This is a genomic window from Pseudomonas sp. PI1 (assembly GCF_000812405.1).
GTDB lineage: Bacteria > Pseudomonadota > Gammaproteobacteria > Pseudomonadales > Pseudomonadaceae > Pseudomonas > Pseudomonas citronellolis.
The window spans coordinates 1-25,845 of the sequence record NZ_JWMC01000055.1; the positions used below are offsets into that span (position 1 = coordinate 1).

The 25,845-nt window shown below is 67.3% G+C and carries 27 protein-coding genes; 19 read left to right on the forward strand and 8 right to left on the reverse strand.

Annotated features, from left to right (window positions below; genetic code table 11):
• Positions 1-196 (reverse strand): hypothetical protein (locus RN02_RS18395; protein ID WP_043315775.1); only part of this gene is annotated, 196 nt, incomplete at its 3' end.
• 86 nt (positions 197-282) lie between these two features.
• Complete coding sequence (gene dinG / locus RN02_RS18400; RefSeq protein ID WP_043315777.1) at positions 283-2,427, reverse strand: ATP-dependent DNA helicase DinG; 2,145 nt, start codon at positions 2,425-2,427, stop codon at positions 283-285.
• A 387-nt stretch (positions 2,428-2,814) separates the two neighbouring features.
• On the opposite strand from dinG, the gene RN02_RS18405 reads away from it, so the two are divergent.
• Positions 2,815-3,279 (forward strand): CopD family protein, encoded by a 465-nt coding sequence (locus RN02_RS18405; RefSeq protein ID WP_043315781.1) that lies wholly within the window; start codon positions 2,815-2,817, stop codon positions 3,277-3,279.
• Positions 3,280-3,343: 64 nt separating this feature from the next.
• Here the strand turns inward: RN02_RS18405 and RN02_RS18410 are convergent, their stop codons facing one another.
• The 3 genes from RN02_RS18410 to RN02_RS18420 form a co-directional block, all read right to left on the reverse strand.
• On the reverse strand, positions 3,344-4,108 hold the full coding sequence (locus RN02_RS18410; RefSeq protein WP_043315784.1) for a hypothetical protein: 765 nt from the start codon (positions 4,106-4,108) through the stop codon (positions 3,344-3,346).
• Entirely contained in the window at positions 4,101-4,376 is a 276-nt protein-coding gene (locus RN02_RS18415; protein ID WP_043315788.1) for a DUF1145 domain-containing protein, read from the reverse strand. Before RN02_RS18415 ends, RN02_RS18410 begins: the two co-directional genes overlap by 8 nt.
• Positions 4,377-4,496: 120 nt before the next feature.
• Complete coding sequence (locus RN02_RS18420; RefSeq protein ID WP_009620687.1) at positions 4,497-5,129, reverse strand: OmpA family protein; 633 nt, start codon at positions 5,127-5,129, stop codon at positions 4,497-4,499.
• 140 nt (positions 5,130-5,269) lie between these two features.
• Between RN02_RS18420 and RN02_RS18425 the strand changes: the two genes are divergently transcribed.
• The 3 genes from RN02_RS18425 (at position 5,270) to RN02_RS18435 (ending at position 7,099) form a co-directional block, all read left to right on the forward strand.
• Entirely contained in the window at positions 5,270-5,758 is a 489-nt protein-coding gene (locus tag RN02_RS18425) for a DUF6231 family protein (protein WP_043315790.1), read from the forward strand.
• Positions 5,759-5,760: 2 nt separating this feature from the next.
• Positions 5,761-6,234 carry a YchJ family protein gene (locus RN02_RS18430; protein WP_043315793.1) on the forward strand — a complete coding sequence of 158 codons (474 nt, stop codon included), beginning with the start codon at positions 5,761-5,763 and terminating at the stop codon, positions 6,232-6,234.
• Between the two features lie 238 nt (positions 6,235-6,472).
• Positions 6,473-7,099 (forward strand): trimeric intracellular cation channel family protein, encoded by a 627-nt coding sequence (locus RN02_RS18435; protein WP_009620693.1) that lies wholly within the window; start codon positions 6,473-6,475, stop codon positions 7,097-7,099.
• A gap of 4 nt (positions 7,100-7,103) precedes the next feature.
• On the opposite strand, the gene RN02_RS18440 is transcribed toward RN02_RS18435, so the two are convergent.
• Positions 7,104-7,652, reverse strand: a complete 549-nt coding sequence (locus RN02_RS18440) for a hypothetical protein (protein ID WP_043315795.1) — start codon at positions 7,650-7,652, stop codon at positions 7,104-7,106.
• 125 nt (positions 7,653-7,777) lie between these two features.
• On the opposite strand from RN02_RS18440, the gene RN02_RS18445 reads away from it, so the two are divergent.
• The 7 genes from RN02_RS18445 to RN02_RS18475 all read left to right on the forward strand — a co-directional run bounded on the left by RN02_RS18445 (position 7,778) and on the right by RN02_RS18475 (position 15,031).
• On the forward strand, positions 7,778-8,263 hold the full coding sequence (locus RN02_RS18445) for an LEA type 2 family protein (protein ID WP_009620697.1): 486 nt from the start codon (positions 7,778-7,780) through the stop codon (positions 8,261-8,263).
• A 7-nt stretch (positions 8,264-8,270) separates the two neighbouring features.
• Positions 8,271-8,462, forward strand: a complete 192-nt coding sequence (locus tag RN02_RS32510; RefSeq protein WP_009620699.1) for an SEC-C metal-binding domain-containing protein — start codon at positions 8,271-8,273, stop codon at positions 8,460-8,462.
• 593 nt (positions 8,463-9,055) lie between these two features.
• Positions 9,056-11,599, forward strand: a complete 2,544-nt coding sequence (locus tag RN02_RS18455) for a penicillin acylase family protein (RefSeq protein WP_043315798.1) — start codon at positions 9,056-9,058, stop codon at positions 11,597-11,599.
• Positions 11,600-11,925: 326 nt separating this feature from the next.
• Positions 11,926-12,705, forward strand: coding sequence for an ABC transporter substrate-binding protein (locus tag RN02_RS18460; protein ID WP_009620702.1), 780 nt, complete (start codon positions 11,926-11,928; stop codon positions 12,703-12,705).
• An 85-nt stretch (positions 12,706-12,790) separates the two neighbouring features.
• Positions 12,791-13,516, forward strand: coding sequence for an ABC transporter permease (locus RN02_RS18465; protein WP_043315801.1), 726 nt, complete (start codon positions 12,791-12,793; stop codon positions 13,514-13,516).
• Positions 13,513-14,226, forward strand: coding sequence for an ABC transporter permease (locus tag RN02_RS18470; protein WP_009620706.1), 714 nt, complete (start codon positions 13,513-13,515; stop codon positions 14,224-14,226). Before RN02_RS18465 ends, RN02_RS18470 begins: the two co-directional genes overlap by 4 nt.
• Before the next feature lie 40 nt (positions 14,227-14,266).
• Positions 14,267-15,031, forward strand: a complete 765-nt coding sequence (locus tag RN02_RS18475; protein ID WP_009620708.1) for an ABC transporter ATP-binding protein — start codon at positions 14,267-14,269, stop codon at positions 15,029-15,031.
• A 796-nt stretch (positions 15,032-15,827) separates the two neighbouring features.
• On the opposite strand, the gene dcd is transcribed toward RN02_RS18475, so the two are convergent.
• Positions 15,828-16,394: a dCTP deaminase gene (dcd, locus tag RN02_RS18480; RefSeq protein ID WP_009620709.1), complete on the reverse strand. Its 567-nt coding sequence runs from the start codon at positions 16,392-16,394 to the stop codon at positions 15,828-15,830.
• 331 nt (positions 16,395-16,725) lie between these two features.
• Here dcd and RN02_RS18485 point away from each other — a divergent pair, with 331 nt between their 5' ends.
• Complete coding sequence (locus RN02_RS18485; RefSeq protein WP_043315803.1) at positions 16,726-17,304, forward strand: tetratricopeptide repeat protein; 579 nt, start codon at positions 16,726-16,728, stop codon at positions 17,302-17,304.
• An 80-nt stretch (positions 17,305-17,384) separates the two neighbouring features.
• Positions 17,385-18,221, forward strand: coding sequence for a hypothetical protein (locus RN02_RS18490; RefSeq protein WP_043315805.1), 837 nt, complete (start codon positions 17,385-17,387; stop codon positions 18,219-18,221).
• A 60-nt stretch (positions 18,222-18,281) separates the two neighbouring features.
• Here the strand turns inward: RN02_RS18490 and apbC are convergent, their stop codons facing one another.
• A complete protein-coding gene (apbC, locus tag RN02_RS18495; protein WP_043272504.1) occupies positions 18,282-19,376 on the reverse strand; it encodes an iron-sulfur cluster carrier protein ApbC in 1,095 nt (364 codons plus the stop codon).
• 284 nt (positions 19,377-19,660) lie between these two features.
• Between apbC and metG the strand changes: the two genes are divergently transcribed.
• From metG to rsxC, 6 genes are all read left to right on the forward strand, one after another.
• On the forward strand, positions 19,661-21,694 hold the full coding sequence (metG, locus tag RN02_RS18500; RefSeq protein ID WP_043315808.1) for a methionine--tRNA ligase: 2,034 nt from the start codon (positions 19,661-19,663) through the stop codon (positions 21,692-21,694).
• A 108-nt stretch (positions 21,695-21,802) separates the two neighbouring features.
• On the forward strand, positions 21,803-22,048 hold the full coding sequence (locus RN02_RS18505) for a type II toxin-antitoxin system CcdA family antitoxin (protein ID WP_043272502.1): 246 nt from the start codon (positions 21,803-21,805) through the stop codon (positions 22,046-22,048).
• Positions 22,048-22,359 (forward strand): CcdB family protein, encoded by a 312-nt coding sequence (locus RN02_RS18510; RefSeq protein ID WP_043272501.1) that lies wholly within the window; start codon positions 22,048-22,050, stop codon positions 22,357-22,359. The genes RN02_RS18505 and RN02_RS18510 overlap by 1 nt, the downstream gene beginning before the upstream one ends.
• Before the next feature lie 43 nt (positions 22,360-22,402).
• Entirely contained in the window at positions 22,403-22,987 is a 585-nt protein-coding gene (rsxA, locus tag RN02_RS18515; protein WP_043315811.1) for an electron transport complex subunit RsxA, read from the forward strand.
• Positions 22,984-23,550 (forward strand): electron transport complex subunit RsxB, encoded by a 567-nt coding sequence (gene rsxB / locus RN02_RS18520; protein WP_043315815.1) that lies wholly within the window; start codon positions 22,984-22,986, stop codon positions 23,548-23,550. The genes rsxA and rsxB overlap by 4 nt, the downstream gene beginning before the upstream one ends.
• Positions 23,547-25,844 carry an electron transport complex subunit RsxC gene (gene rsxC / locus RN02_RS18525; protein WP_043315819.1) on the forward strand — a complete coding sequence of 766 codons (2,298 nt, stop codon included), beginning with the start codon at positions 23,547-23,549 and terminating at the stop codon, positions 25,842-25,844. The genes rsxB and rsxC overlap by 4 nt, the downstream gene beginning before the upstream one ends.
• Position 25,845 lies beyond the last annotated feature (1 nt).

Sequence of the window (25,845 nt, forward strand, 5' to 3'; positions counted from 1 at the left end):
CCCGCCGCAGGATCTCGCCCTCGGGCGTGGCCTCGGCGGTGGCGCTGGGCAGGTCGGCATCCTGCAGGCCGACGCTGACCACCGCCATCGGCTTGACGAAGTTGAACAGGACGTCCTCGCTGGGCGCGGCCCACAGCGGGGCGCAGGCGAGGCTCAGGCTGAACAGCAGGGGCAGATGCCAACGGAGTGAACGCATGCAACCTTGTCCTTGGGGCGGCGCCGGGCGCCACCGGGATTTGCGACCTGGGACGGCGCGCCGTCCCCTGTTACGGATGCCGCGCCTTAGGCGATCTCGCGGCGGAACGGCGGCAGCGCGTTGAGGATGGCCTTGCCGTAGCGCTGCGTCACCACACGGCGGTCCAGCAGGCTGATGGTGCCGCGGTCCTGCTCGGTGCGCAGCAGGCGCCCGCAGGCCTGCACCAGGCGCAGCGAGGCGTCGGGTACGGCGATCTCCATGAAGGGGTTGCCGCCGCGCGCCTCGATCCACTCCGAGAGCGCCGCTTCCACCGGGTCGTCCGGCACCGCGAAGGGGATCTTGGCGATCACCACGTGCTCGCAGTAGGCCCCCGGCAGGTCGACGCCCTCGGCGAAGCTGGCCAGGCCGAAGAGCACGCTGGGCTCGCCGTCGTCGACGCGGGCCTTGTGCTTGTTGAGGGTCTCCAGCTTGGACAGGTTGCCCTGGATCAGCACGCGCTTGCGCCAGTCGCGCTCCAGGCCGTCGAACACGTCCTGCATCTGCCGCCGCGAGGCGAACAGCACCAGGGTGCCGCGCGCGCCCTCGACCATGGCCGGCAGCTCGCGGACGATGGCCGCGGTGTGGGCGGCGGCGTCGCGCGGGTCGGCCTTCAGGTCCGGCACCCGCAGCAGGCCGGCATCGGCGTGGTGGAAGGGGCTGGGCACCACGGCGGTGACCGCCGCGCGCGGCAGGCCGGCGCGCATGCGGTAGCGGTCGAAGGTACCCAGGGCGGTCAGGGTGGCGGAGGTCACCAGCACGCCGTAGGCCACGTTCCACAGGTTGCGGCGCAGGGTCTCGGCGGCGAGGATCGGGCTGGCGTTGGCTTCGATGTCGTAGAAGCTGCCGCTCTCGGCGAGGGTCAGCCAGCGCGCCATGGGCGGGCTGTCCTGCGGGTCCTCGCAGGTGAAGGCGGTCCACAGTTCCCAGTTGCCCTGGGCGCGCGACAGCAGGCTGCCGAACAGCGGGTACCACTCCTCTGCCTGGTAGCTGGCGACGCCGGCGGTGCCCTCGCCGTCCATGGCCTGCTTGAGCAGTTCGGTGAGGCGGGTGAAGAGGTCGGTGAGTTTGGAAAAACCCTTCTTCAGCTCGATGCCCATCTCGCGGATGTGCTCGGGGACCACCCCGCCCACGAAGCGGTGGCGCGGGCGCTCGCGGCCTTCCATGTCCTCGCCGGCGCGGAAGTCGCCGATCTCCTCGCAGGCGGTGAACATGAACTGCTGCTGGGTGCGCAGTTCGCGGGCCAGTTCCGGCACCTGCTCGATCAGCCGGCCGAGGTCGCCGGGCAGCGGGTTCTGCGCCAGCAGCTTGCTCAGGTTCTTCTCCACCTGCCCCAGCCAGTCGGCGGTGGCGCGCAGACGGGTGAAGTGGGCGAAGTGGCCGATGGCCTTGTCCGGCAGGTGATGGCCTTCGTCGAAGACGTAGAGGGTCTCGCGCGGGTCGGGCAGGATGGCGCCGCCGCCCAGGGCCAGGTCGGCCAGCACCAGGTCGTGGTTGGTGACGATGACGTCGACCTTGGTCATGCCCTCGCGCGCCTTGTAGAAGGCGCACTGCTGGAAGTTCGGGCAATGCCGGTTGGTGCACTGGCTGTGGTCGGTGGTCAGCTGCGCCCAGTGGGCGTCCTCGATGGCCTCGGGCCAGGAGTCGCGGTCGCCGTCCCAGCGGTTGCCGGCCAGGCGCTCGATCATCTGGTTGAACAGCTTGCTGCCGCTCTCGTCGACGTCGATGCGGAAGCCCTCTTCCTCGAACAGCTGGGCCGTGGCGTTCTGCGCCTGGCCTTCCTGCAGCAGGTGGTCGAGCTTGGACAGGCACAGGTAGCGGCCGCGGCCCTTGGCCAGGGCGAAGCTGAAGGCCAGGCCGCTGTTGCGCAGCAGGTCGGGCAGGTCCTTGTGGACGATCTGCTCCTGCAGCGCCACCGTGGCGGTGGCGATCACCAGGCGCTTGCCGGCGGCCTTGGCGCAGGCGATGGCGGCCAGGCTGTAGGCCACGGTCTTGCCGGTGCCGGTGCCGGCCTCCACGGCCACCACCGCGGGCTCGCCGCTGCGCTGGCCTTCCTCGTCGGTCTCGATGGTGCCCAGGACCTTGGCCACTTCGGCGATCATCAGGCGCTGGCCGTAGCGCGGCTTGAGTTCCTTGGCTTCCAGGAAGCGCGTATAGGCGCCCTGGATGGTGGCCTTGAGTTCGTTGCTGAGCATGGAATTCCCGGGCATGCGGGACTGTCCATCGGGACATGTCCGGATGCTGGATAAATTTTCAGTGGTAGCAGGGTCTGTTGGCGTTTTGTCACGACCGCGACGGAGCCATTTTTTGCGTGGGGCAAGGCGCGAGGAGAGCGGTTTGGTCATTCCAAATGAACGACGAGTAACGCGGCACCACGCAAAAAAGGGCCCGTCCCTTCGGGTTGCGCGGCAAATGGCGCCATGCGTCGTTGCGGGACTTGCCAAGGGAACGCCATTGCCTGCGTCCCGCGCCTAGCCTGGCGCCATTTGTCGCTGCAACGCGGCTCGCGACAAAACGTCAACAGACCCTGTGGGGCGGCTATGATAGCGCGCTTATTTTCAACCGCCAGCGGAGATCGCCGAATGACCGCCTTTGCCCCCGTCTACGCCCTGCACGTCCTGGCCGCCCTGGTCTGGGTCGGAGGGATGTTCTTCGCCTGGACGATCCTCCGTCCGGCGGCCGTCGCCGCGCTGGATGCGCCGGCGCGGCTGAAGCTGTGGGTCGAGGTGTTCCGGCGCTTCTTCGTGTGGGTCTGGGTGGCGGTGCTGGCGCTGCCGGTGACTGGTATCGGCATGTTGCAGCTGAGCTTCAACGGCGTGGCCGGCGCGCCGCGCTACGTGCAGGTGATGATGGGGCTGTACGTGGCCATGCTGGCGCTGTTCCTGCGGGTGCAGGCGCTGCAGCTGCCGGAGCTGCGCCGCGCCATCGAGGCGTCCGACTGGCCCGCCGGCGGCGCGGCGCTGGGACGCATCCGCCGCACCGTGGGCGGCAACCTGCTGCTGGGCCTGGCGCTGGTAGCGATAGTCGCCGCGCGCCCGCACTGGTGAGCCTTGGCGCGGGCCGCGGGCCCGCGCCGGTTTCAGTCAGAAGCGCGGCTAACTCAGAAGCAAGTCAGAAACGCACCACGTCCAGACGGCCCTGGGCACCGCTGGGGCCGGGCTTGCCGGCTCCGCCGTCATGGCCGGCCTTGCCGCCGTCCACCGAGTACAGCAGGCAGCCCTTCTCGCCACTGCGCGCGCCGGCCTTGCCCGGCTTGCCCGGGGCACCGCCGGCGCCGCCTTCCAGGCGCACCTTGACCAGTTCCACGGGGAATTGCTGGGGCACTTCCAGGCGCACCACGCCGCCGGCGCCACCGGTCTGGCCGTCGCCGGCGTCCTGGCCGTCGCCGCCCTGTTCCGCACCGCCCCACAGGCAGCCGCCGCTGCGCGCGTGGGCGCCGTCGAGGCCGTCGTAGCCCGGCGCGCCGACGCCGCCGCGCACGTCGACCAGCAGGTTCTCCACCTGCACGTCCTGCAGGCGCAGGGTCAGGGTGCGGCCGGCGCTGGCCGGGCGATGGAAGCTGCCGGAAGCGCCCTGGGCGGCGATCACGCTGCCATCGGCGAGGTGCCCGCGAGCCACCTCGATGCGCAGCGGCTGCTCGCCGGGGAACACGCCCAGGCGGGCGTTCTTCTGCAGGTCGAGTTCGTCGATGTGCAGCACCTTCACCCGCGACGGGATCAGCAGCGCGCCGCCCTCGGCCACGCGGACGCGTTCCAGGCTCAGGGACTCGCCCTTCACCGGCAGGCGCAGCACGGTATTGGCCTCCACCTGTACCGAGGCGGCGCTGGCGGCCTCGATCGGCGCCAGCAGCATCAGGCCCAACAGCAGCTTACGCATGGCCGCCCTCCTTGGCCGGTGCCGGCAGCGAGAGGAAATGGAAGATGCCGAACAGCAGGACCTGGATGCGGTCCAGCCAGGGAGACGAACGCCCCTTCAGACGTGCGCCGAGCGCCAGCAGTTCAAGGATGTGGATCAGCAGGATGAGGCCCCCGGCGACCTTCAGCAGGGTCGCGAACGGATGGGCGAAGGGATGCAGCAGATTGGCCAGCACCGCCAGCCAGAACAACAGGGCAACCAGCTTGCCCAGCCCCACAAAAGCCTTCATGTAGATGCTCCCCCGGTTTCTTGTGCCGGCACCATACTCCGGAGGCGGTGACGATTTCCATAGGCGGCGGAAACACGAAAGGGGCGCAAAGGCCCCTTTCGCTTCAGCACGCGCCGGGTGTCACTGGCGCTTGATCAGGATTTCCACGCGACGGTTTTCCGCGCGGCCTTCCTTGGTCTTGTTGTCGGCGACCGGTTTGCTTTCGCCGTAGCCTTCCACCGACTTGATGCTGCTGGCAGGCACGCCGGCATCCACCAGGTAGTTGGCCACCGCGTGGGCGCGGCGATCGGACAGTTTCTGGTTGTAGGCGTCGGTGCCGACGCTGTCGGTGTGGCCGGAGATATCCAGCGTGGTGGTGGAGGCTTCCTCTTTCAGGCGGGTGGCGATGGTGTCGAGCTTGTCCTTGTCACGGTTGTCGATCTTCGACGAGTCGAAGGCGAAGTGCAGGTCCCTGACAACGATGGTCTCTTCCTTCGGCAGCGGTGCCGGAGCCGGTTCGGGAGCCGGTGCGGGCGGCGGCGCCTCGACCACCTTCTCGCCTTCGCCATGCACCCAGCAGTAGGACGCGCCGAGCACGCCGCCGATCAGCGCGCCCCAGCCCGCCCAGGCACTGCTTTCGATGGAGCCCAGGCCAGCGCCCCCTACACCACCGACCAATGCGCAGGTCGGCCAGTCGGACTTCTGCAACCCTGCGCAACCGGTGAGCAGCGTGCTTACCAGCAGCAGGGGTAAAGCGGTCCTTTTGATGCTCATATATCAGTCTCTCCTGTGAGATGGGTCTGAACCGACAATTACCGAGTAAAGACGGCGATGCACGAATACGCCAGCACTAGGCCATGAAGGGGTTCACAGGCTAGTCTCTGCGCATTCCGAACGAGAGTTTCCGCACACCGATGATTTCCGCTCGCACGCCCCAGCAGGCGCTGGCCGCCCTGCTCGACCGCTACGCCCCGCAACGCCTGCTGCTGGTAGGCGCCAGCGGCATTCCCGCCGTGGAAGCCTTCCGCCAGGCCCACCCCGATTGCCAGGTGCACGGCGCCGCAGCGGGCGAGCTGCCGGCGGAACTGGCGGCGCAGCGTTACGACCTGGCGCTGCTGGCCGACTGCCTGGAACACCTGGAGCGCCGCGCGGCGCTGCAACTGGTCGGCGGCATCCGCAACCTCAACAGCAGCCGCGTCGCCGTGCTGGTCGACCTGGCCGAAGCCGGCGTCGCCGAAATCGACTTCTACGCCCTGGGCATGCAGGCCAGCGAACGCTTCCAGCGCGACGATCAGACACTCACGCTGTTCACCTACGATCTGCGTGAATACAAGCAGGTCCCGGATTGGCTGAACGCCAAGTTCTGGGCCAACCCGGAAAACTTCGGCAAGTACTGGTGGTGACCATGACCGAGCCCTGCTGCCCCTGTGGAAGCGGCCTGCCCCTGGCGGACTGCTGCGGCCGCCTGCACGCCGGCCAGCCGGCGCCCACCGCCGAGGCGCTGATGCGTTCGCGCTACAGCGCCTACGCCCTGGGCCTGGTGGACTACCTGCGCGACACCACGCTGCCGGCCCAGCAGCCCGGCCTGGACCTGGAGGCCATCCGCGCCTGGAGCCTGGGCAGCACCTGGCTGGGCCTGGAGGTGGAAAGCCACGAGGTGCTCGGCGGCACGCCCGAGCATGCCCGCGTCACCTTCACCGCGCGCTGGCACGACGCCAACGGCGAGCACAGCCACCGCGAATGCTCCGGCTTCGTCCAGCGCGACGGCCGCTGGTACTTCCTCGACCCGACGGTGCCGCTCAAGCTGGGCCGCAACGATCCCTGCCCGTGCGGCGCCGGCGGCAAGCTGAAGAAATGCTGCGGGCCGTGGATCGGTTGACGCGGCGAATGCACCGAGGCATGCCTCGTAGGATGGGTTGAGCGAAGCGATACCCATGCGGCCATGGTGATGGGTATCGCAAGCTCAACCCATCCTACGTCAGCGTTTCTCTTGCACCGGTAGCCAGCGGCCTTCCGGCGGGCGTGGATAGCAAAGGATTCATTGCCACCAAAAAGGGACACCGCATGCACCCATTGGGTGCATCGGCTAGAATGCGCGCTTTTCCGCGGGCCCCGCCATGCTGCTGACCACCCTCTACATCATCGCCATCATCGCCGAGGCCATGACCGGCGCGCTTTCGGCCGGGCGCCGCAGCATGGACCTGTTCGGCGTGGTGCTGGTGGCCTGCGTCACCGCCCTGGGCGGCGGCTCGATGCGCGACATGCTGCTGGGGCACTACCCGCTGACCTGGGTGCGCCACCCGGAATACCTGGCGCTCACCGCCGGCGCCGCGCTGGTCACGGTGTTCATCGCGCCGCTGATGCGCCACCTGCGCTCGCTGTTCCTGGTGCTCGACGCCATCGGCCTGGTGGCCTTCACCCTGATCGGCTGCCAGGTCGGCCTGGAGATGGGCCACAGCCTGCTGATCGCCGCGGTCAGCGGGGTGATCACCGGGGTGTTCGGCGGCATCCTGCGCGACATCTTCTGCAACGACGTGCCGCTGATCTTCCGCCGCGAGCTGTACGCCAGCGTGTCCTTCGCCAGCGCCTGGTGCTACCTGATCTGCATCCAGCTGGAGCTGCCCAACGAGCAGGCCATGCTGATCACCCTGTTCGCCGGCTTCCTGTTCCGCCTGCTGGCGATCCGTTTCCACTGGGAAATGCCCAAGTTCGTCTACAAGGACGATCCCCAGCAGAACGGCTGAGCGCTCAGTCGGCCAGCTTCAGATGGCTGGTGTCGGGCGCCGGCGCGGCGGGGTCCGCCTTGGCCTGGCCCATGTCGCTGCCCACCGGGGCCAGGCTGAACTGGCTGAGGTCGACCTGCGGCGCGCGCGGCTCGGCCTTGTCGTCCTGCAGGTCGGCGCCCACCGGGGCCAGGCCGAAGTCCGGCGCGTCCACCTCGGCGAAGGCCGCCATGTACTCGTCGCGCGGGGCTACCTTCAGCCGTCCCGGCGTAGCCGCGGCCGGTGCCGGGGTAGGAGCGGGTTCGGCGGCGGGCGGCGGGGCCAGTTCGATCTCCTCCACCGCGGGGGCCATGTCCACCACCTCGACGCGCGCGCCGGCCCGTTCCAGAGCGGCGCGGTACTTGTCGGCGGCGGCGGCGTCGAGGTTATTCTTCAGCACCAGGCGGCGGCCGGAAAACAGCAGGGCGATGCGTTGCGCATCGGCCTGGAACAGCTTGGCCAGGTTGGCCTTCACCGCTTCCGGATCGGCGCCTGGAAGCGTCTGACCGGAAAAGACGATTTCGTAACGGCTCATCCATCACACTCCTGTGTTCTCCCGTCTGCCGACGGGCGGCCCAGTATGGGACAACTTCTTTTAACGCAACAACAACTTGCGGCCAAGCAGCCGCTTGGTACACTGGGACGTCTTGGGGGATTGAAATGAATTATCAGGCGCAAACGATAAGAATTATCAGCCTAGTCTGGATTTTCGCGCTCCTCTCCGGTTGCAGCTGGATGACCGGTAGCTTCGAAAGCCCCGACGTGAAGCTGATGAAAGTGGACGTGGTGAAAGCCCGCCTGCTAGAGCAACAGTTCACACTGCACTTCCGTATCGACAACCCGAACGACTTCAGCCTGCCGGTGCGCGGCCTGGCCTACAAGGTCAAGCTGAACGACGTCGACCTGGCCGAAGGCGAATCCAGCGTCTGGTTCACCGTGCCCGCCAACGGCCGGCAGTTCTTCGAGGTACCGGTGCAGACCAACCTCTGGCGGCACATGAAGTACATCGTCAAGCTGCTGGAAGACCCGGACAAGCCGATCCGCTACAGCCTCGAGGGTGACGTGAAGACCGGGCTGCTGTTCGGCCGCACCGTGCATATCGCGCGCAATGGCGAGATAATCCCCGGCGATTTCATCCCGGAGTGAGGCACCCATGAGCCAGGAACCCCATGTACATGGTCCCGATTGCAACCACGACCATGATCATGACCATCACCACCACGTGCACGGCCCGCACTGCAACCACAGCCACGAGCCGGTGCGTAATCCGCTGAAGGACGTTGGCCGCAACGATCCGTGCCCTTGCGGCAGCGGCGCCAAGTTCAAGAAGTGCCACGGCGCCTGAGGCGGGTGGGCTAGGTGAGAACGCCGTTTCTTCCGTGAGGGGAAACGGCGTTTTCGTTTCCGGCGGGCACAAAAACCCCCTGTAGGAGCAATCCGCTCCCACGAGGGAAATGCCATGCCTCCCCGGTGATCGTAGTGCCGACTGCGCCAAGGCGCTCTTCGTAGGATGGGTTGAGCCTCGGCGAAACCCATGCGCTCGTGGTGATGGGTATCGCTTCGCTCAACACCATCCTACGCGGCGTCGTATTTGCCGGAGGGCGTAGGAACAGTCTTGCCGGCGGCGCCGAGGCGCGCCTCAACGGATGGGTTGAGCCTCGGCGAAACCCATGCGGTCGTGGTGATGGGTATCGCTTCGCTCAACGCCATCCTACGAGGCCTTGTGTGCCGGTGGGGTAGGAGCGGGCTCCGTCCGCGATTGGACTCGCCGGCCACGCCGGACGCCCCGGTGGCACGAACACCCATCGCGAACATCCCCGCGCCCCCCCTCCCGAACCACCCACACCCCGCGAATTCCCTGCCCCCGCGGCTTGCGCGAAGGTGCGCGGCTCTCTAACGTAGCGGCTTTCCGCAAGCCCTGTGCAGGAGCACACTTCCATGGCCTCGCGAGCCTTCCGCCCGCTTCCCCGACTCGGCCTCGCCGCCACCCTCAGCGCCGCCGTCAGCCTGACTGGCTGTCAGACTTGGCTGAACGACCGCTACGCCGATAGCCTGCCGCCGACTTCCGGCGTGCAGCCGCTCAAGGGCCTGGCCGAAAGCGTGTCGGTGCGCCGCAATGCCCTGGGCATGCCGCTGATCGAGACCAGCACCTTCCACGACGCGCTCTTCGCCATGGGCTACGTACATGCCAGCGACCGCATCGGCCAGATGGTCGGCCTGCGCCTGATGGCCCAGGGGCGGCTGTCGGAGATGGTCGGCCCGGGCGCCCTGGAGATCGACCGCTTCATGCGCACGGTCAACCTCAGGCAGGCCGCCAATGCCCTCTACGCCGGCTCCTCGCCGCGCCTGAAGCGCTTCTTCGAAACCTACGCGCGCGGCGTCAACGCCTACCTGTTCCGCTACCGCGACAAGCTGCCGATGGACCTCGCCGAGTCCGGCTACCGCCCGGAATACTGGAAGCCCGAAGACTCGGCGCTGGTCTTCGCCCTGCTCAACTTCGGCCTGGCGGTGAACCTGCAGGAGGAACTGGACTCGCTGGTGCTCGCGCAGAAGGTCGGCGCCGGGAAGCTCGCCTGGCTCACGCCCATCTATCCCGACGAGGAACTGCCCTTCGCCGAGGCCGACAAGCTCAAGGGCCTGAACCTCGCCGGGCAGATTCCCGGCCTGGCCGAGGTCGGTGGCGCCGCCGAGGCCGTGGCCGGGCTGCAGATGCTCGGCGTGGCCGCCTCCAACAACTGGGCCATCGCCCCGCAGCGCAGCCGCAGCGGCAAGAGCCTGCTGGCCAACGACACCCACCTGCCGCTGTCGATGCCGTCGATCTGGAACTTCATGCAGATCCGCTCGCCGAAGTACAGCGCCGCGGGCGTCACCATCGCCGGCGTACCCGGCGTGGTGGCCGGCTTCAACGGCAAGCTGGCCTGGGGCATGACCATGGTCATGGGCGACAACCAGGACGTCTTCCTCGAACAGCTGCGGCGCCAGGGCGGCAAGCTCTACTACCTGGCCGACGGCCAGTGGAAGCCGGCCAGCGAGCGCGTCGAGACCTTCTTCATCAAGGGCCAGCGCCCGGTGCGCGAGACCCTCTACGAAACCCGCCACGGCCCGCTGCTCAACAGCGCCCTGCTCGGCGCGAAGAAGAACGACCTGCAGCCGCTGCCGATGAGCACCAGCTACGGCCTGGCCTACCAGAGCATCCAGGCGGTGTCGGACAGGAGCCTGGACGCCTTCTTCGACCTGTCGCGGGCCAAGAGCGTCGAGCAGGCCTTCGACGCCACCCGCGAAATACGCGCCATGCCGCTGAACATCGTGTTCGCCGACGAGAAGCACATCGGCTGGCAGGTCACCGGGCGCTTCCCCAACCGCAAGGACGGCCGCGGCCTGCTGCCCTCCCCCGGCTGGGACGGGCGCTACGACTGGGACGGCTATGCCGACCCGATCCTCCATCCCTCCGACCAGGACCCGCAGCAGGGCTGGCTGGGCACCGCCAACAACCGCACCGTGCAGCCCGGCTACGGCGCGCAGCTGTCCAGCTCCTGGTACTACCCCGAACGCGCCGAGCGCATCGCCCAACTGGCCAACGCCAGCAACCGCCACGACGCGCGCAGCATGATCGCCATGCAGTACGACCAGACCACGCCCTTCGCCGCCAAGCTGCAGGGCATGCTCGACGCGCCCGGCATGGCCGCGCCGCTGAAGCAGGCGATCCAGGCGCTGCCCGAGGGCCAGCGCGAGCGCGCCCGCGAGGCCCTGGACCGGCTGATGGCCTTCGACGGCAAGCTCTCCGCCAGCTCCGCCGACGCCGCCCTCTACGAGGCCTTCCTGCAGGAAAGCGCGAAGCAGATCTTCCTCGACGAACTCGGCCCGGAAGACAGCCCGGCCTGGAAGGCCTTCGTGCAGAACGCCGACCTCTCCTACTCGGCCCAGGCCGACCACCTGCTGGGCCGCGACGACAGCCCCTTCTGGGACGACGTGAAAACGCCGCAGAAGGAAGACAAGCCAGCCATCCTCGCGCGCAGCCTGGCCGCCGCCACCGCCTTCTGCGAGCAGAAGCTGGGCAGCGACCGCCATGCCTGGCAGTGGGGCAAGCTGCACACCTACAACTGGGTCAGCGACAGCACCAAGATGGCGCCCTACCTGGACGCCGGACAGCGCGCCGGCCTGGGCGCCATCAAGGGCTACCTGGACCGCGGCCCCTACCCGGCCGGCGGCGACCACAGCACGCTGAACGTCTCGGCCTACAACTGGGGCCAGAACTTCGACACCTGGCTGATCCCGGCCATGCGCATCGTCGTCGACTTCGGCCAGAGCGAGCCCATGCTCGGCGTCAACAGCAGCGGCCAGTCCGGCAACCCGGCCAGCCCGCACTACGCCGACGGCATCGACGCCTGGCTGAAGGGCGACTACATGAGTTTCCCGTTCCAGAGCCAGAACCTCGACCGCGTCTACGGCAGCAAGCGCCTGACCCTCGTTCCGCAGAAATGAGCGCGCGGCGCGGAACTTCCGCCGCGCCGGCGGGTCGGATCTGTCGACTTACTCCATGATCATCTTCAAGGCACCCTCGGGTGCCTTTCTTTTTTGCTGCCCACGCCACAACCGGCGCACCAGGCTGTTACCGAAAACCCCGCCTCCTCGCCCCGTCATGGGGCATCCCTTCCCCGACCGGCTGCTATACCTGTCGTAGGAACGCGCCTGTCGTCCGTCTCCTACCGCCGAGGCCCGTGGTTGCGCCTCTGGTTCGAAACTTGCTGTCACATTGATGTTATGCCTTTGGTTCCACTGCTTGAATCAACCACCAAGGATTCCAACCGATGAAAAAAGCATGGCTGACCCTCTCCGCCCTGGTGCTGCTGGCTGGCGCCGGAGCTTTGCAGGCCAAGGAATGGAAAGAAATCCGCTTCGCCACCGACCCGTCCTACGCGCCCTTCGAATCCAAGGCGCCGGACGGCAGCCTGGTCGGCTTCGACATCGACCTGGGCAACGCCATCTGCGAGCACCTGAAGGTCAAGTGCGTGTGGATGGCCAACGACTTCGACGGCATGATCCCGGGCCTGAAGGCTCGCAAGTTCGATGGCGTGATCTCCTCGATGACCGTCACCGAGGCGCGCCAGAAGGAAATCGACTTCAGCGACAAGCTGTTCACCAGCCCCACCGCGATGATCAGCAAGAAGGGCTCGGGCTTGGAGGCCACCGCCGCATCGCTCAAGGGCAAGACCGTCGGCGTCGAGCAGGGCACCATCCAGGAAACCTTCGCCAAGGCCAAGCTGGAGCCGGCCGGGGTCAACGTGAAGAGCTACCAGAACCAGGACCAGGTCTACGCCGACCTGGTGTCCGGGCGCCTGGACGTCTCGCTGCAGGACATGCTGCAGGCCGAGCAGGGCTTCCTCACCACCGACCAGGGCAAGGGCTTCGAGATCAGCAAGCCGGTGCATGACCCGCTGATGCCGGCCGACATCGCCATCGGCATCAAGAAGGGCAACAACGAACTGCGCGAGATGATCAACAAGGGCATCAAGGCGATCCACGCCGACGGCACCTACGACAAGCTGCAGAAGAAATACTTCGGCGACATCGACATCTACAACGACTGACCCGCGTCCACCGCACCCGGCTGCCGCCAAGGCGGCCGGGCGCGGTCTATTCTGCTGATAACGCCGCACAAGGAGTTGCCTGCGCATGCTCCAGGACTTCTTCCGTACCCTGGCCGAGACCATGAGCCTCAAGGGTTACGGCTCCATCCTCCTCGACGGCACCTGGATGACCGTCAAGCTGTCGATCTGCTCGCTGCTGCTGTCGGTGACCCTCGGCCTGCTGGGCGCCAGCGCCAAGCTGTCCGGCTCCAGGCTGCTGCGCTTCCCCGCCACCTGCTACACCACGCTGATCCGCGGCGTGCCCGACCTGGTGCTGATGCTGCTGATCTTCTATAGCCTGCAGACCTGGCTGGCGGACCTGACCGACTACATGGAATGGGACTACATCGAGATCGACCCCTTCAGCGCCGGCATCATCACCCTCGGCTTCATCTACGGCGCCTACTTCACCGAGACCTTCCGCGGCGCCATCCTCGCCGTGCCGCGCGGCCAGCTGGAGGCGGCCAGCGCCTACGGCCTGACGCGCCTGCAGCGCTTCCGCTTCGTGCTCTTCCCGCAGATGATGCGCTTCGCCCTGCCGGGGGTGGGCAACAACTGGATGGTGCTGATCAAGTCCACCGCGCTGGTCTCCATCATCGGCCTCTCCGACGTGGTGCGCGCGGCCCAGGACGCCGGCAAGAGCAGCTACCGCCTGCTGTTCTTCCTGCTGGTGGCGGCGGCCATCTACCTGCTCTTCACCACCGTCTCCAACATCGTGCTCAACGCCCTTGAGCGCCGCTACGCCATCGGCGTGCGCGAGGCCCTGCGATGATCGAGTTGCTGCAGCAGTACGGCAAGGCCTTCCTCTGGAGCGACGGCTACCACATCACCGGCCTGGCCATGACGCTCTGGCTGCTGACGGTGTCCATCGCCTTCGGCTTCACCTTCGCCATTCCCCTGTCCATCGCCCGCGTCTCGCGCAACCCGCTGCTGCGCTGGCCGGTGCAGTTCTACACCTACGTGTTCCGCGGCACGCCGCTCTACATCCAGCTGCTGGTCTGCTACACCGGCATCTACAGCGTGGCGGCGGTGCGCGAGCAGCCGATCCTCGACGCCTTCTTCCGCAACGGCCTGAACTGCACGCTGCTGGCCTTCGCCCTGAACACCTGCGCCTACACCACCGAGATATTCGCCGGGGCCATCCGCAACATCGCCCACGGCGAGGTCGAGGCGGCCCGCGCCTACGGCCTGAGCGGCTGGCGCCTGTACCGCTACGTGATCATGCCCTCGGCGCTGCGCCGCGCGCTGCCCTACTACAGCAACGAGGTGATCCTCATGCTGCACTCCACCACCGTGGCCTTCACCGCCACGGTGCCGGACATCATGAAGATCGCCCGCGACGCCAACGCCGCCACCTTCCTCTCCTTCCAGTCCTTCGGCATAGCCGCGGCGCTGTACCTGGTGACCTCCTTCACCCTGGTCGGCCTGTTCCGCCTCGCCGAACGCCGCTGGCTGGCCTTCCTCGGCCCCAGCCATGGCTGAACCCATCCCGGCCGCGCGGCGGTCGTAACCTGAGGACTCCATGACCACACTGAAGATCGAAGGCCTGTACAAGCGCTACGGCGACAACGAGGTGCTCAAGGGTGTGTCCCTGGAGACCCGCACCGGCGACGTGGTGAGCATGATCGGCGCCAGCGGCTCGGGAAAGAGCACCTTCCTGCGCTGCATCAACTTCCTCGAACAGCCCGACGAAGGCCGCATGAGCCTGGATGGCGAGGAAATCCGCATGGTCGCCAGCCCCGGCGGCATGCGCGTGGCCGACGCGGCGCAGTTGCAGCGCATCCGCACGCGCCTGGCCATGGTGTTCCAGCACTTCAACCTGTGGAGCCACATGACGGTGCTGGAGAACGTCACCCTGGCCCCGCGCCGCGTCCTGGGCGTCGAGCGCAAGGAAGCCGAGGAACGCGCGCGCAGCTACCTGGCCAAGGTCGGCCTGCCGACCCAGGTGGAGGACAAGTACCCGGCCTTCCTCTCCGGCGGCCAGCAGCAGCGCGTGGCCATCGCCCGCGCCCTGGCCATGGAGCCGGAGATCATGCTGTTCGACGAACCCACCTCGGCGCTGGACCCGGAACTGGTGGGCGAGGTGCTCAAGGTGATCAAGGCCCTGGCCGAGGAAGGCCGCACCATGATCCTGGTGACCCACGAAATGGCCTTCGCCCGCGAGGTTTCCAGCCAGGTGCTGTTCCTCCACCAGGGCCGCGTCGAGGAACAGGGGCCGCCGCAGGAGGTGCTGGGCCAGCCGAAGAGCGAGCGGTTGCGGCAGTTTCTCAGTGGGAATCTGAAGTAGGGGTGGTGCCAGGCTCGGCGCTGGCGTGCCATCGGAATCCGTTCCCCTCACCCCAGCCCTCTCCCGGAGGGAGAGGGGGCTTGTCCTGAGCTGGCTGAAGGTCAGGAGTCAGCCGGCAACTGTAGGCTTGCAGGGAGCGATGTAGCCCCGCTTCACACCGAACGGTCCCCTCTCCCGCTTGCGGGGGAGGGTTAGGGAGGGGGAGCGGCGTCGAGCCCGGCTCCGTCGTGTCGTCGAAGTCCGTCCCCTCTCCCCAGCCCTCTCCCTGAAGGGAGAGGGGGCTTGTCCTGAGCAGGTTGAAGGTCAGGAGTCAGCCGGCAACGCCATAGTCTCGCAGGGAGCGATGTAGCCCCGCTTCACACCGAACGGTCCCCTCTCCCGCTTGCGGGGGAGGGTTAGGGAGGGGGAACGGGGCCAAGCCCAGCGCCGGCGTATCGTCGAAGTCCGTCCCCTCTCCCCAGCCCTCTCCCTGAAGGGAGAGGGGGCTTGTCCTGAGCAGGCTGAAGATCAGGAGTCAGCCGGCAACGCCATAGTCTCGCAGGGAGCTCCGTAGCCCCGCTTCACACCGAACGGTCCCCTCTCCCGCTTGCGGGGGAGGGTTAGGGAGGGGGAACGGGGCCAAGTCCCAGCGCCGGAGTGTCGTCGAAGTCCGTCCCCTCTCCCCAGCCCTCTCCCTGAAGGGAGAGGGGGCTTGTCCTGAGCAGGCTGAAGGTCAAGATTCAGCCGGCAACAAAAAACCGGGCCAAAGCCCGGTTTCTCGCGTTCGCCTCAAGCCTCAAGCCTCAAGCCTCAAGCCTCAAGCCTTGGGCAGCGTCACCCCAGTCTGCCCCTGGTACTTGCCCCCACGGTCCTTGTACGACACCTCGCAGGCCTCGTCCGACTGCAGGAACAGCATCTGCGCCACGCCCTCGTGGGCGTAGATCTTCGCCGGCAGGTTGGTGGTGTTGGAGAACTCCAGGGTCACGTGGCCTTCCCACTCAGGCTCCAGCGGGGTGACGTTGACGATGATGCCGCAGCGCGCGTAGGTGCTCTTGCCCAGGCAGATGGTCAGCACGTCGCGGGGGATGCGGAAGTACTCCACGGTACGCGCCAGGGCGAAGGAGTTCGGCGGGATGATGCAGACGTCGCTGTTGATGTCGACGAAGCTCTTCTCGTCGAAGTTCTTCGGGTCCACCACCGCCGAGTGGATGTTGGTGAACACCTTGAATTCCGCGGCGCAGCGCACGTCGTAGCCGTAGCTGGAGACGCCGTAGGAGATCACCCGGCTGTCGTCGGCGCCGCGCACCTGGCGCTCGACGAAGGGCTCGATCATCCCGTGCTCCAGGGCCATGCGGCGAATCCACTTGTCCGATTTGATGCTCATGGCGGGCGTCCCGTAGCTGCTGAAAAAGAAACGCGAATCTTACCGGCAGCGCCCGTCGGCAGCAAAGGCTGCATGACCAACGTCGAGAGCGCGTTGCGCACAGGCCCGCCGAAGGCCTTCCAGCAATGCACGAATGCAGCCCACGAGAGTGGCGGGCCAACGCGTATTTCAGATATTGCCGAGATACTTCCGAATTTTTAAGAAAAATCTCACAAGACTCAAAAGAAACCTCACCTGCACCTTGAACCGGACGTGAAAGATACTTTGTCCCCTGCCCCGCCATAAGTTGCCTACAGCGGAAATCACAATAAACGCCCCGCAGGGAACTCCCATGAATCCAAAGATTCCCCTCCTGTTGTTTCCCTTGTTGCTAATTGCGTGCGCGACAAATGACCCGAAGCCGGTTTGCGATGAACAAGGCTGTGGAGCACAACAGCCCCCAGCGTCATCCTCAGTTGCCGGCAATAACCCCACGGATATCGACACGGACCGAGCCTCGAGCGCGCTCCTGTCCCTCGCCGCCAGCGACCCGCGCGCGGCCTACGACCTGGGGCTGCGCTATTTCCGCGGGGATGGCGTGGCCCAGGACAGCTACCAGGCGCTGCAGTGGATGCGCAGCGCCGCGGAGCGCGGGGACCTGGAGGCGCAGAAGGCCCTCGGCGGCCTCTACCTGGGCGGCCTCGAGGAAATGGGCGCGGACCCGCAGGAAGCCGAGAAATGGCTGGCGATGGCCGCGGGCCGAGGCGACCAGGAGTCGATGCAACTCCTGGCCCAGGCCCGCGCCGCCAAAAACTCCGAAGCCGCCTATTTCAAGTGGAAGACCGATTGGCGGGAAATGACCCTGCGCTATTGGTACTCGGCCTATCCCTATCGCAGTTATTGGCGGGATGACAACTGGCACTGGCGCTAGCTGGAAGTCACAAGTCGAAAGTTTCCGCAACGGCAACTGGCAGAAGAACAAACACCCCCCAACACCAAACGGCAAACAACATGAAATCAAAATCGAAGAGCATTGTTAAATACATGCTGGGCGCGGTCATTGCCGGCACATTGAATGGATGCGCGGCACTGGGCGGAGGGTTGCTCTCGCCGGGGGGACAGCATGCCGGGGTTTCCGGCGCGGCGGCCGGCGGCAACAGCAACGGCGCGCAGCAATCGCTGCAGCGCTGCGACAGGCCACTGGGCACCATCGCCGTGGACGACGGGCGCGAGGCCGACTGGTACGGCCCCTTCGGCAGCGCCACGCAGATGACCTCCATCGAACCCCTGCTGCGCCTGGCGGTACAGCAATCGAACTGCTTCGTCATCACCTCGATCGGCAACCAGCGATCCGACGCCCGCCTGTCGCGCATCACCGAGATACAGCGGCTATCCGGCGAATACCGCGCCGGTTCTAAACAGCACAAGGGCCAGCGGGTCGCCGCCGACTATTACCTGGAACCGCAGATCATCATCAACGACTCCGCCATTGGCGGCCTGGCCGGAACCCTCGGCGGGCTGATCGGCAACGCCGCCATCGGCCAACTCGCCGGCGCGCTGCAAACCAAGGCCTCGGTGGTCACGCTCTCGCTGTTCGACATTCGCTCCTCGGTGCAGATCGCCGCAGCCGAAGGCAACTCGACCGCGACCAACTACGGAGCCGCGCTGGCCGGCTTCGGCGGTGGCGTCGGCGGGGGGCTGGGCGGCTTTTCCCGCACGCCCGAAGGCAAGGCCACGGTGGTCGCCTTCATCGATGCCTGGAACAAGATGGTCGTGTCCCTGCAGGACTACAAGGCCCAGAACGTCGAGGGCGGGCTGGGCCGTGGCGGCAAGCTGAAGGTCAACTGAGGCCACCGCGGCCATGGCGTCCGGCAAATGACGAGCGCGGCCGCCAGGCCGCGCCCTTGATCAGTCCTCGCTGATGGAGATGCTCGGCATCGCCGGCGCGTCCTTCTCGCTCAGAGCGATGCGCGCGCCCACGCAGCGGGCCATTTCCTGGTAGATCATCGCCAACTGGCTTTCCGGGTCGGCGATCACCGTCGGCTTGCCGCCGTCGGCCTGCATGCGGATGGCCATGGACAGCGGCAGCGAAGCCAGCAGTTCCACGCCGTACTGCGCCGCCAGCTTCTCGCCGCCGCCCTCGCCGAACAGGTGCTCGGCGTGGCCGCAGTTGGAGCAGATGTGCACCGCCATGTTCTCCACCACGCCCAGCACCGGGATGTTGACCTTGCGGAACATTTCCACGCCCTTCCTGGCATCGAGCAGGGCCAGGTCCTGCGGGGTGGTGACGATCACCGCGCCGGCCACCGGGACCTTCTGCGCCAGGGTCAGCTGGATGTCGCCGGTACCCGGCGGCATGTCGATCACCAGGTAGTCCAGGTCGTTCCAGGCGGTCTGGGTGATCAGTTGCAGCAGCGCGCCGGAAACCATCGGCCCGCGCCACACCACCGGGGTGTTGTCGTCGGTGAGGAAGGCCATGGACATGACCTCCACGCCATGGGCCTCCAGCGGCACGAACCACTTCTGCTCGCGCACCTTCGGCCGGGTGCCCTCGGGAATGCCGAACATAATGCCCTGGCTGGGGCCGTAGATGTCGGCGTCGAGGATGCCCACCTTCGCCCCTTCGCGGGCCAGCGCCAGGGCCAGGTTGGCGGCGGTGGTGGACTTGCCCACGCCGCCCTTGCCGGAGGCCACGGCGATGATGTTCTTCACGTTGCTCATACCCGGCACCTGGGCCTGGGCCTTGTGCGCGGCGATCTTCACGTCCACCTTCACCTGGGCCGAGTCCACCCCGTCGAGGGCTTCCAGGGCCATCTGCACGGTCTGCGCCAGGCCATTCCTGAACAGGCCGCAGGCGTAGCCCAGCTCCAGGCCCAGGGCGATGCGCCCGCCCTGGATGTCGAGGTCGCGCAGGTAGCCGGCGTCGAGCAGGTTCTGGCCGGTGTGCGGGTCGGTGATCTGGCGGAGGACGGCCTCCACCGTGGCGCGGGTGACGACGCTCATGGGTTCTCCCGAAAAAAGGCTGAGCACGGTAGGCGGGAATATTAACAGCAGCGGCAGGCTATAGGTTGCAGGCTTCGGGCTTCGGGCTTCAGGCTTCAGGCTTCAGGCTTCAGGCTTCAGGCTTCAGGCTTCAGGCTTCAGGCTTCAGGCTTCAGGCTTCAGGCTTCGGGCTTCGGGCTTCAAGCACCGATCGCTCTTCGCTCCTACCTGTAGCCTATAGCCTGCTGCCTGCAGCCTGTTATAGTTACCGACTTCCCTCGTTTTGCCCCAATGGCCTGAGCATCATGTCCGAAAACCGCCAGATCCTCGTCACCAGCGCCCTGCCCTACGCCAACGGCTCCATTCACCTGGGCCACATGCTGGAATACATCCAGACCGACATCTGGGTGCGTTTCCAGAAGATGCGTGGCAACCAGGCGGTGTACGTCTGCGCGGACGATGCCCACGGCTCGGCCATCATGCTGCGCGCCGAGCGCGAAGGCATCACCTCGGAACAGCTGATCGACGCCGTGCGCGCCGAGCACATGACCGACTTCGCCGACTTCCTGGTGGACTTCGACAACTACTACTCGACCCATTCGGCAGAGAACCGCGAGCTGTCCTCGGCCATCTACCTGAAGCTGCGCGACGCCGGGCACATCGCCACGCGCCCGGTGACCCAGTACTTCGACCCGGAAAAGCAGATGTTCCTGGCCGACCGCTTCATCAAGGGCACCTGCCCGAAGTGCGGCACCGCCGACCAGTACGGCGACAACTGCGAAGCCTGCGGCGCCACCTACTCGCCCACCGAGCTGAAGGACCCGAAGTCGGCCATCTCCGGCGCCACCCCGGTGCTCAAGGAGTCGCTGCACTACTTCTTCAAGCTCCCGGACTTCGACGCCATGCTCAAGCAGTGGACGCGCAGCGGCGCGCTGCAGGAGTCGGTGGCCAACAAGATCGCCGAATGGCTGGACGCCGGCCTGCAGGAATGGGACATCTCCCGTGACGCGCCCTACTTCGGCTTCGAGATCCCCGAGGCCCCGGGCAAGTACTTCTACGTCTGGCTGGACGCGCCCATCGGCTACATGGCCAGCTTCAAGAACCTCTGCGCGCGCCGCCCGGAGCTGGACTTCGACGCCTTCTGGAACAAGGATTCCAAGGCCGAGCTGTACCACTTCATCGGCAAGGACATCGTCAACTTCCACGCGCTGTTCTGGCCGGCCATGCTCGAAGGCGCCGGCTACCGCAAGCCCACCGCGCTGAACGTGCACGGCTACCTGACCGTCAACGGCCAGAAGATGTCCAAGTCCCGCGGCACCTTCGTCAAGGCGCGCACCTACCTGGACCACCTGGACCCGGAATACCTGCGCTACTACTACGCCTCCAAGCTCGGCCGCGGCGTCGACGACCTCGACCTGAACCTCGAGGACTTCGTGCAGAAGGTCAACTCCGACCTGGTCGGCAAGGTGGTCAACATCGCCAGCCGTTGCGCCGGCTTCATCCACAAGGGCAACGCCGGCGTGCTGGTGGACGCCGACCCGGCTCCGGAACTGGTCGCAGCCTTCAAGGCCGCCGCGCCGAGCATCGCCGCCGCCTACGAAGCCCGCGACTTCGGCCGCGCCATGCGCGAAATCATGGCCCTGGCCGACCAGGCCAACGCCTGGATCGCCGACAAGGCGCCCTGGGCGCTGAACAAGCAGGAAGGCAAGCAGGCCGAGGTCCAGGCCATCTGCGCCCTGGGCGTGAACCTGTTCCGCCAGTTGGTGATCTTCCTCAAGCCGGTGCTGCCGAAGCTGGCCGAGGCCGCCGAAGCCTTCCTCAACGTCGCCCCGCTGAAGTGGAGCGACCACGAGCAACTGCTGGCCAACCACCAGCTGAACCCGTTCAACCCGCTGATGACCCGTATCGAGCCCGCGAAAATCGAAGCCATGATCGAAGCCTCCAAGGAAGACCTCGCCGCCACCAACAAACCCGCTGGCAACGGCGAACTGGTGAAGGACCCGCTGGCCGCGGAAATCAACTTCGACGCCTTCGCCGCCGTCGACCTGCGCATCGCGCTGATCGAGAAGTGCGAGTTCGTCGAGGGCGCCGACAAGCTGCTGCGCCTGTCCCTGGACATCGGCGACGAGAAGCGCAACGTGTTCTCCGGCATCAAGAGCGCCTACCCGGACCCGAGCAAGCTCGAAGGCCGCCTGACCCTGTACGTGGCCAACCTTGCCCCGCGCAAGATGAAGTTCGGCGTCTCCGAAGGCATGGTCCTGGCCGCCGGCCCCGGCGGCGAGGAAATCTACCTGCTCAGCCCCGACAGCGGCGCCAAGCCGGGCCAGCGCGTGAAGTAAGCGGCACGCGCCGAACGCGACGCCGGCCCCAGGGCCGGCGTCGTCGTTTCTGCCTTGCCCGGGCACAGCCATGCGCATAACCTATGCGCATCCGTCTCGGAGGTTCCCATGCACACGACCTACGATCCCCAAGCCCCGAAGAAAGCCACCAACCTCAGCCTGAACAGCGACCTGCTCAAGCAGGCCCGCGAGCTGGACGTGAACCTCTCGGCGGTGCTGGAGGAAGCGCTGGCCGACGTGGTGCGCGAACGCCTGCGTCAACGCTGGCTGGAACAGAACCGCCAGGCGATAGACGCCTACAATCAGCATGTGGACGGCGCCGGCGTGTTCGCCGACGACCTGCGGAGCTTCTGATGCCGCAGTTCGACCTGTACCGCAACCCCAGCCCGCGCAGCCGCGAGGACATCCCGCTGCTGCTGGACGTGCAGAGCGACCTGCTCGCCTCGCTGAACACCCGCGTGGTGATCCCGCTCAGCCGCGGCAAGGGCCTGGCCGGCATCGACCGGCTGATGCCCGAGGTGACGGTGGGGGGCGAAACGCTGCTGCTGCTCACCCCGCAGATGGCCGGCGTGGCGCGCCGCGAGCTGGGCGAACCGGTGGGCAGCCTGGCGCACCTGCGGTTGGACATCATCGCCGCCATCGACCTGCTGATCACGGGAATCTGAGCATGCCCAAGCTCCGCCACCGCCCGGCCCGAGGCGCCCGGCCATGACCGAACTCGCCCTGATCCTGGTCAGCGCCATCCTGGTCAACAACTTCGTGCTGGTGCAGTTCCTCGGCCTGTGCCCGTTCATGGGCGTGTCGCGCAAGATCGAGACGGCCATCGGCCTGGCCCTGGCCACCACCTTCGTGCTGACCCTGGCCTCGATCTGCAGCTACATCCTGCAGCGCTATGTGCTGCGCCCGCTGGACCTGGAGTACCTGCGCACCATCGGCTTCATCCTGGTGATCGCCGTGGTGGTGCAGTTCACCGAACTGCTGGTGAAGAAGAGCAGCCCGCTGCTGTACCGCGTGCTGGGCATCTTCCTGCCGCTGATCACCACCAACTGCATCGTCCTCGGCGTGGCCCTGCTCAACGCCAACAAGCCCGAGTACGGCTTCCTGCAGTCCAGCGTCCAGGGCTTCGGCGCCGGGCTGGGCTTCTCCCTGGTGCTGGTGCTGTTCGCCGCCCTGCGCGAGCGCATCGCCATCGCCGACGTGCCCAAGCCATTCCAGGGCGCGGCCATCGGCATGATCACCGCCGGGCTGATGTCCCTGGCGTTCATGGGCTTCACCGGGCTGATCAAGCTATGACTGCCGTGCTGCTCGCGGTCGGCGTGCTGCTGGCCCTGTGCCTGGCCAGCGGTGCCCTGCTCGGCTACGCGGCGGTGCGCTACCGCGTCGAGGGCGACCCGGTGGCCGAACAGGTCAACGCCCTGCTGCCGCAGACCCAGTGCGGGCAATGCGGCTATGCCGGCTGCAAGCCCTACGCCGAGGCCATCGCCCAGGGCGACGCGATCAACAAGTGCCCGCCCGGCGGCAGCACCACCATCGCCGCCCTCGCCGACCTGCTCGACGTCGAGGCGCCGCCCCTGGACGCTCCGGCGGAAACCCCGCCGCGCGTGGCCTTCATCCGAGAGGCCGAGTGCATCGGCTGCACCAAGTGCATCCAGGCCTGCCCGGTGGACGCCATCGTCGGCGCCGCGCGGCAGATGCACACGGTGATCGCCGCCGAATGCACCGGCTGCGACCTGTGCGTCGAGCCCTGCCCGGTGGACTGCATCGACATGCTCGACCTGGAAGTCGGTGTGCGCGACTGGAAATGGCCGCTGCCCGATGCCCGGCTGATCGCCAGCGACCGGGAGCAGGCCGCATGAACGCCAAGGCCTGGGACTTCCCCGGCGGCTTATACCTGCCGCCGAACAAGGCGCAATCCACCGCCGGCCCCATCGTCCAGGCGCCACTGCCCAGCCGGCTGATCCTGCCGCTGCAGCAACACACCGGCGCGCCGGCCCTGCCCTGCGTGGACGTCGGCGAGCGCGTGCTCAAGGGCCAGATGATCGCCAGCCCCGGCAGCGCCATCAGCGCCGCCGTGCATGCGCCGACCTCCGGCACGGTGGTGGCCATCGGCGAGCAACCTTATCCACACCCTTCCGGCCTGCTGGCCGAAGCCATCGTCATCGACGCCGATGGACTGGACGAATGGGCGCCCTTGCAGCCCTGCCCCGACTACCGCCTGGAAAGCCCCGCCGCCCTGCTGGAAAGCATCCGCCAGGCCGGCATCGCCGGGCTCGGCGGCGCCGGCTTCCCCACCGCCGCCAAGCTGGCCGCCCGCGCCGCCGAAGACCTGCACACCCTGGTGATCAACGGCGCCGAGTGCGAGCCCTACATCAGCGCCGACGACATGCTGATGCGCGAACGCGCCGCCGAACTGGTGGAAGGCATCGAGATTCTCATCCACCTGCTGCAGCCGCCGCAGGTGCTGCTCGGCATCGAGGATGACAAGCCCCAGGCCATCGAGGCCCTGCGCCAGGCCATCGGCGAGCGCGCCATCGAACTGCGGGTGGTCCCCACCAAATACCCCTCCGGCGGCGAACGCCAGCTGATCCAGCTGCTCAGCGGCCGCGAGGTGCCCAGCGGCGGCCTGCCGGCGGACATCGGCATGGTCTGCGTCAACGTCGGCACCGCCGTGGCGCTGCGCGACGCGCTGATCCTCGGGCGCCCGCTGATCTCGCGCATCACCACCCTGACCGGCGCCGCCCTGGCGCGGCCGATGAACGTCGAGGCGCTGCTCGGCACGCCGGTCGGCGAACTGCTGGAATTCGCCGGGCTGGACCGCGGCCGGCTCGGCCGCCTGATCATGGGCGGCCCGCTGATGGGCATCACCCTCGGCGACCTGCAGGCCCCGCTGATCAAGACCGCCAACTGCCTGCTGGCCGCGACCGCCGAGGAACTACCGGTGCCGCCGCCGGCGCTGCCGTGCATCCGCTGCGGCGACTGTGCCCAGGCCTGCCCGGCCAGCCTGCTGCCGCAGCAGCTGTACTTCTTCGCCCGGGGCGACGACCACGAGCAGTTGCAGGCCTACAACCTGTTCGACTGCATCGAGTGCGGCGCCTGCGCCTACGTCTGCCCCTCCAGCATCCCGCTGGTGCAGTACTACCGCGCGGCCAAGGCGGACATCCGCGAACTGCAGTTGAAACAGCAGAAGGCCGAGCATTCGCGCCTGCGCTTCGAGCACCGCCAGGAACGCCTGCGCCGCGAAGAGCAACGCAAGGCCGAGGAACGCCAGGCCCGCCTGGAACGCGCCGCCCGCGCCCGCGAAGCCCAGGCTGCCGCGCCGGTGGCGGAAGCGCCGCAAGCGGTCATCGAACGGGTGAAGGCGGAGAAGGCCGTGGGCAACGCCGGCGCCGACCTCAAGCGGCTGAAGATCGAAGCCAGCATGGCCCGCGTCGCCCTGCAGAAGGCCGAAAAGCAGTTGGCCGCCCACGACACCGAACAACTACGCGCCCAGGTCGAGGCCCTGCGCCAGGCCGCCGAGCAGGCCCGCCTGGCCCTGGAAGCTGCCGAAGCCGAACCAGCCCCCGCCGCTCCCAAGCCAGCAATCGGCGACGAAGCGGCCCTGAAGAAGGCGAAGATCGACGCTGCCATGACCCGCGCCCAATTGAAGAAGTCCGAGAAAGCCTTCGGCGAAGCGCCCGACGAACAGCAACAGGCCACCCTAGCCCAGCTTCGCGAAGCCGCCGAACGGGCCGAGCGCCACCTGGCGCAATTGCAGGCAGCGCCCGAACCCAAGGCGGAGCCCGCCGGCGACGGCATGGCGAACCTGAAGAAGGCCAAGATCGCCCTGGTCAGCCGCCGCGCCGAGCTGAGGAAAGCCGAGCAGGACGGCGCCGGCGAAGCCGACCTGGCCCTGCTGCGCGAAGCCCTGGCCGAGGCCGAGCGCCAGCTGCATGCCGCCGAGGACGCCAGCGGCAAGCCCGCGCCGGACCTGCAACGCATCGACAAGCGCCCGGTGGACGCCGCCACCCGCGCCCTCAAGACCGAACTGGCCTACGCCCGCGCCGACCTCAGGAAGCTCGAACGCGAAGGCGCCGACGAAGCCCGCCTGGCCGCCGCGCGCGAGCGCCTGGCGGCGGCGGAAAACGCGCTGGCCGCGCGCGATACGGAGTGAC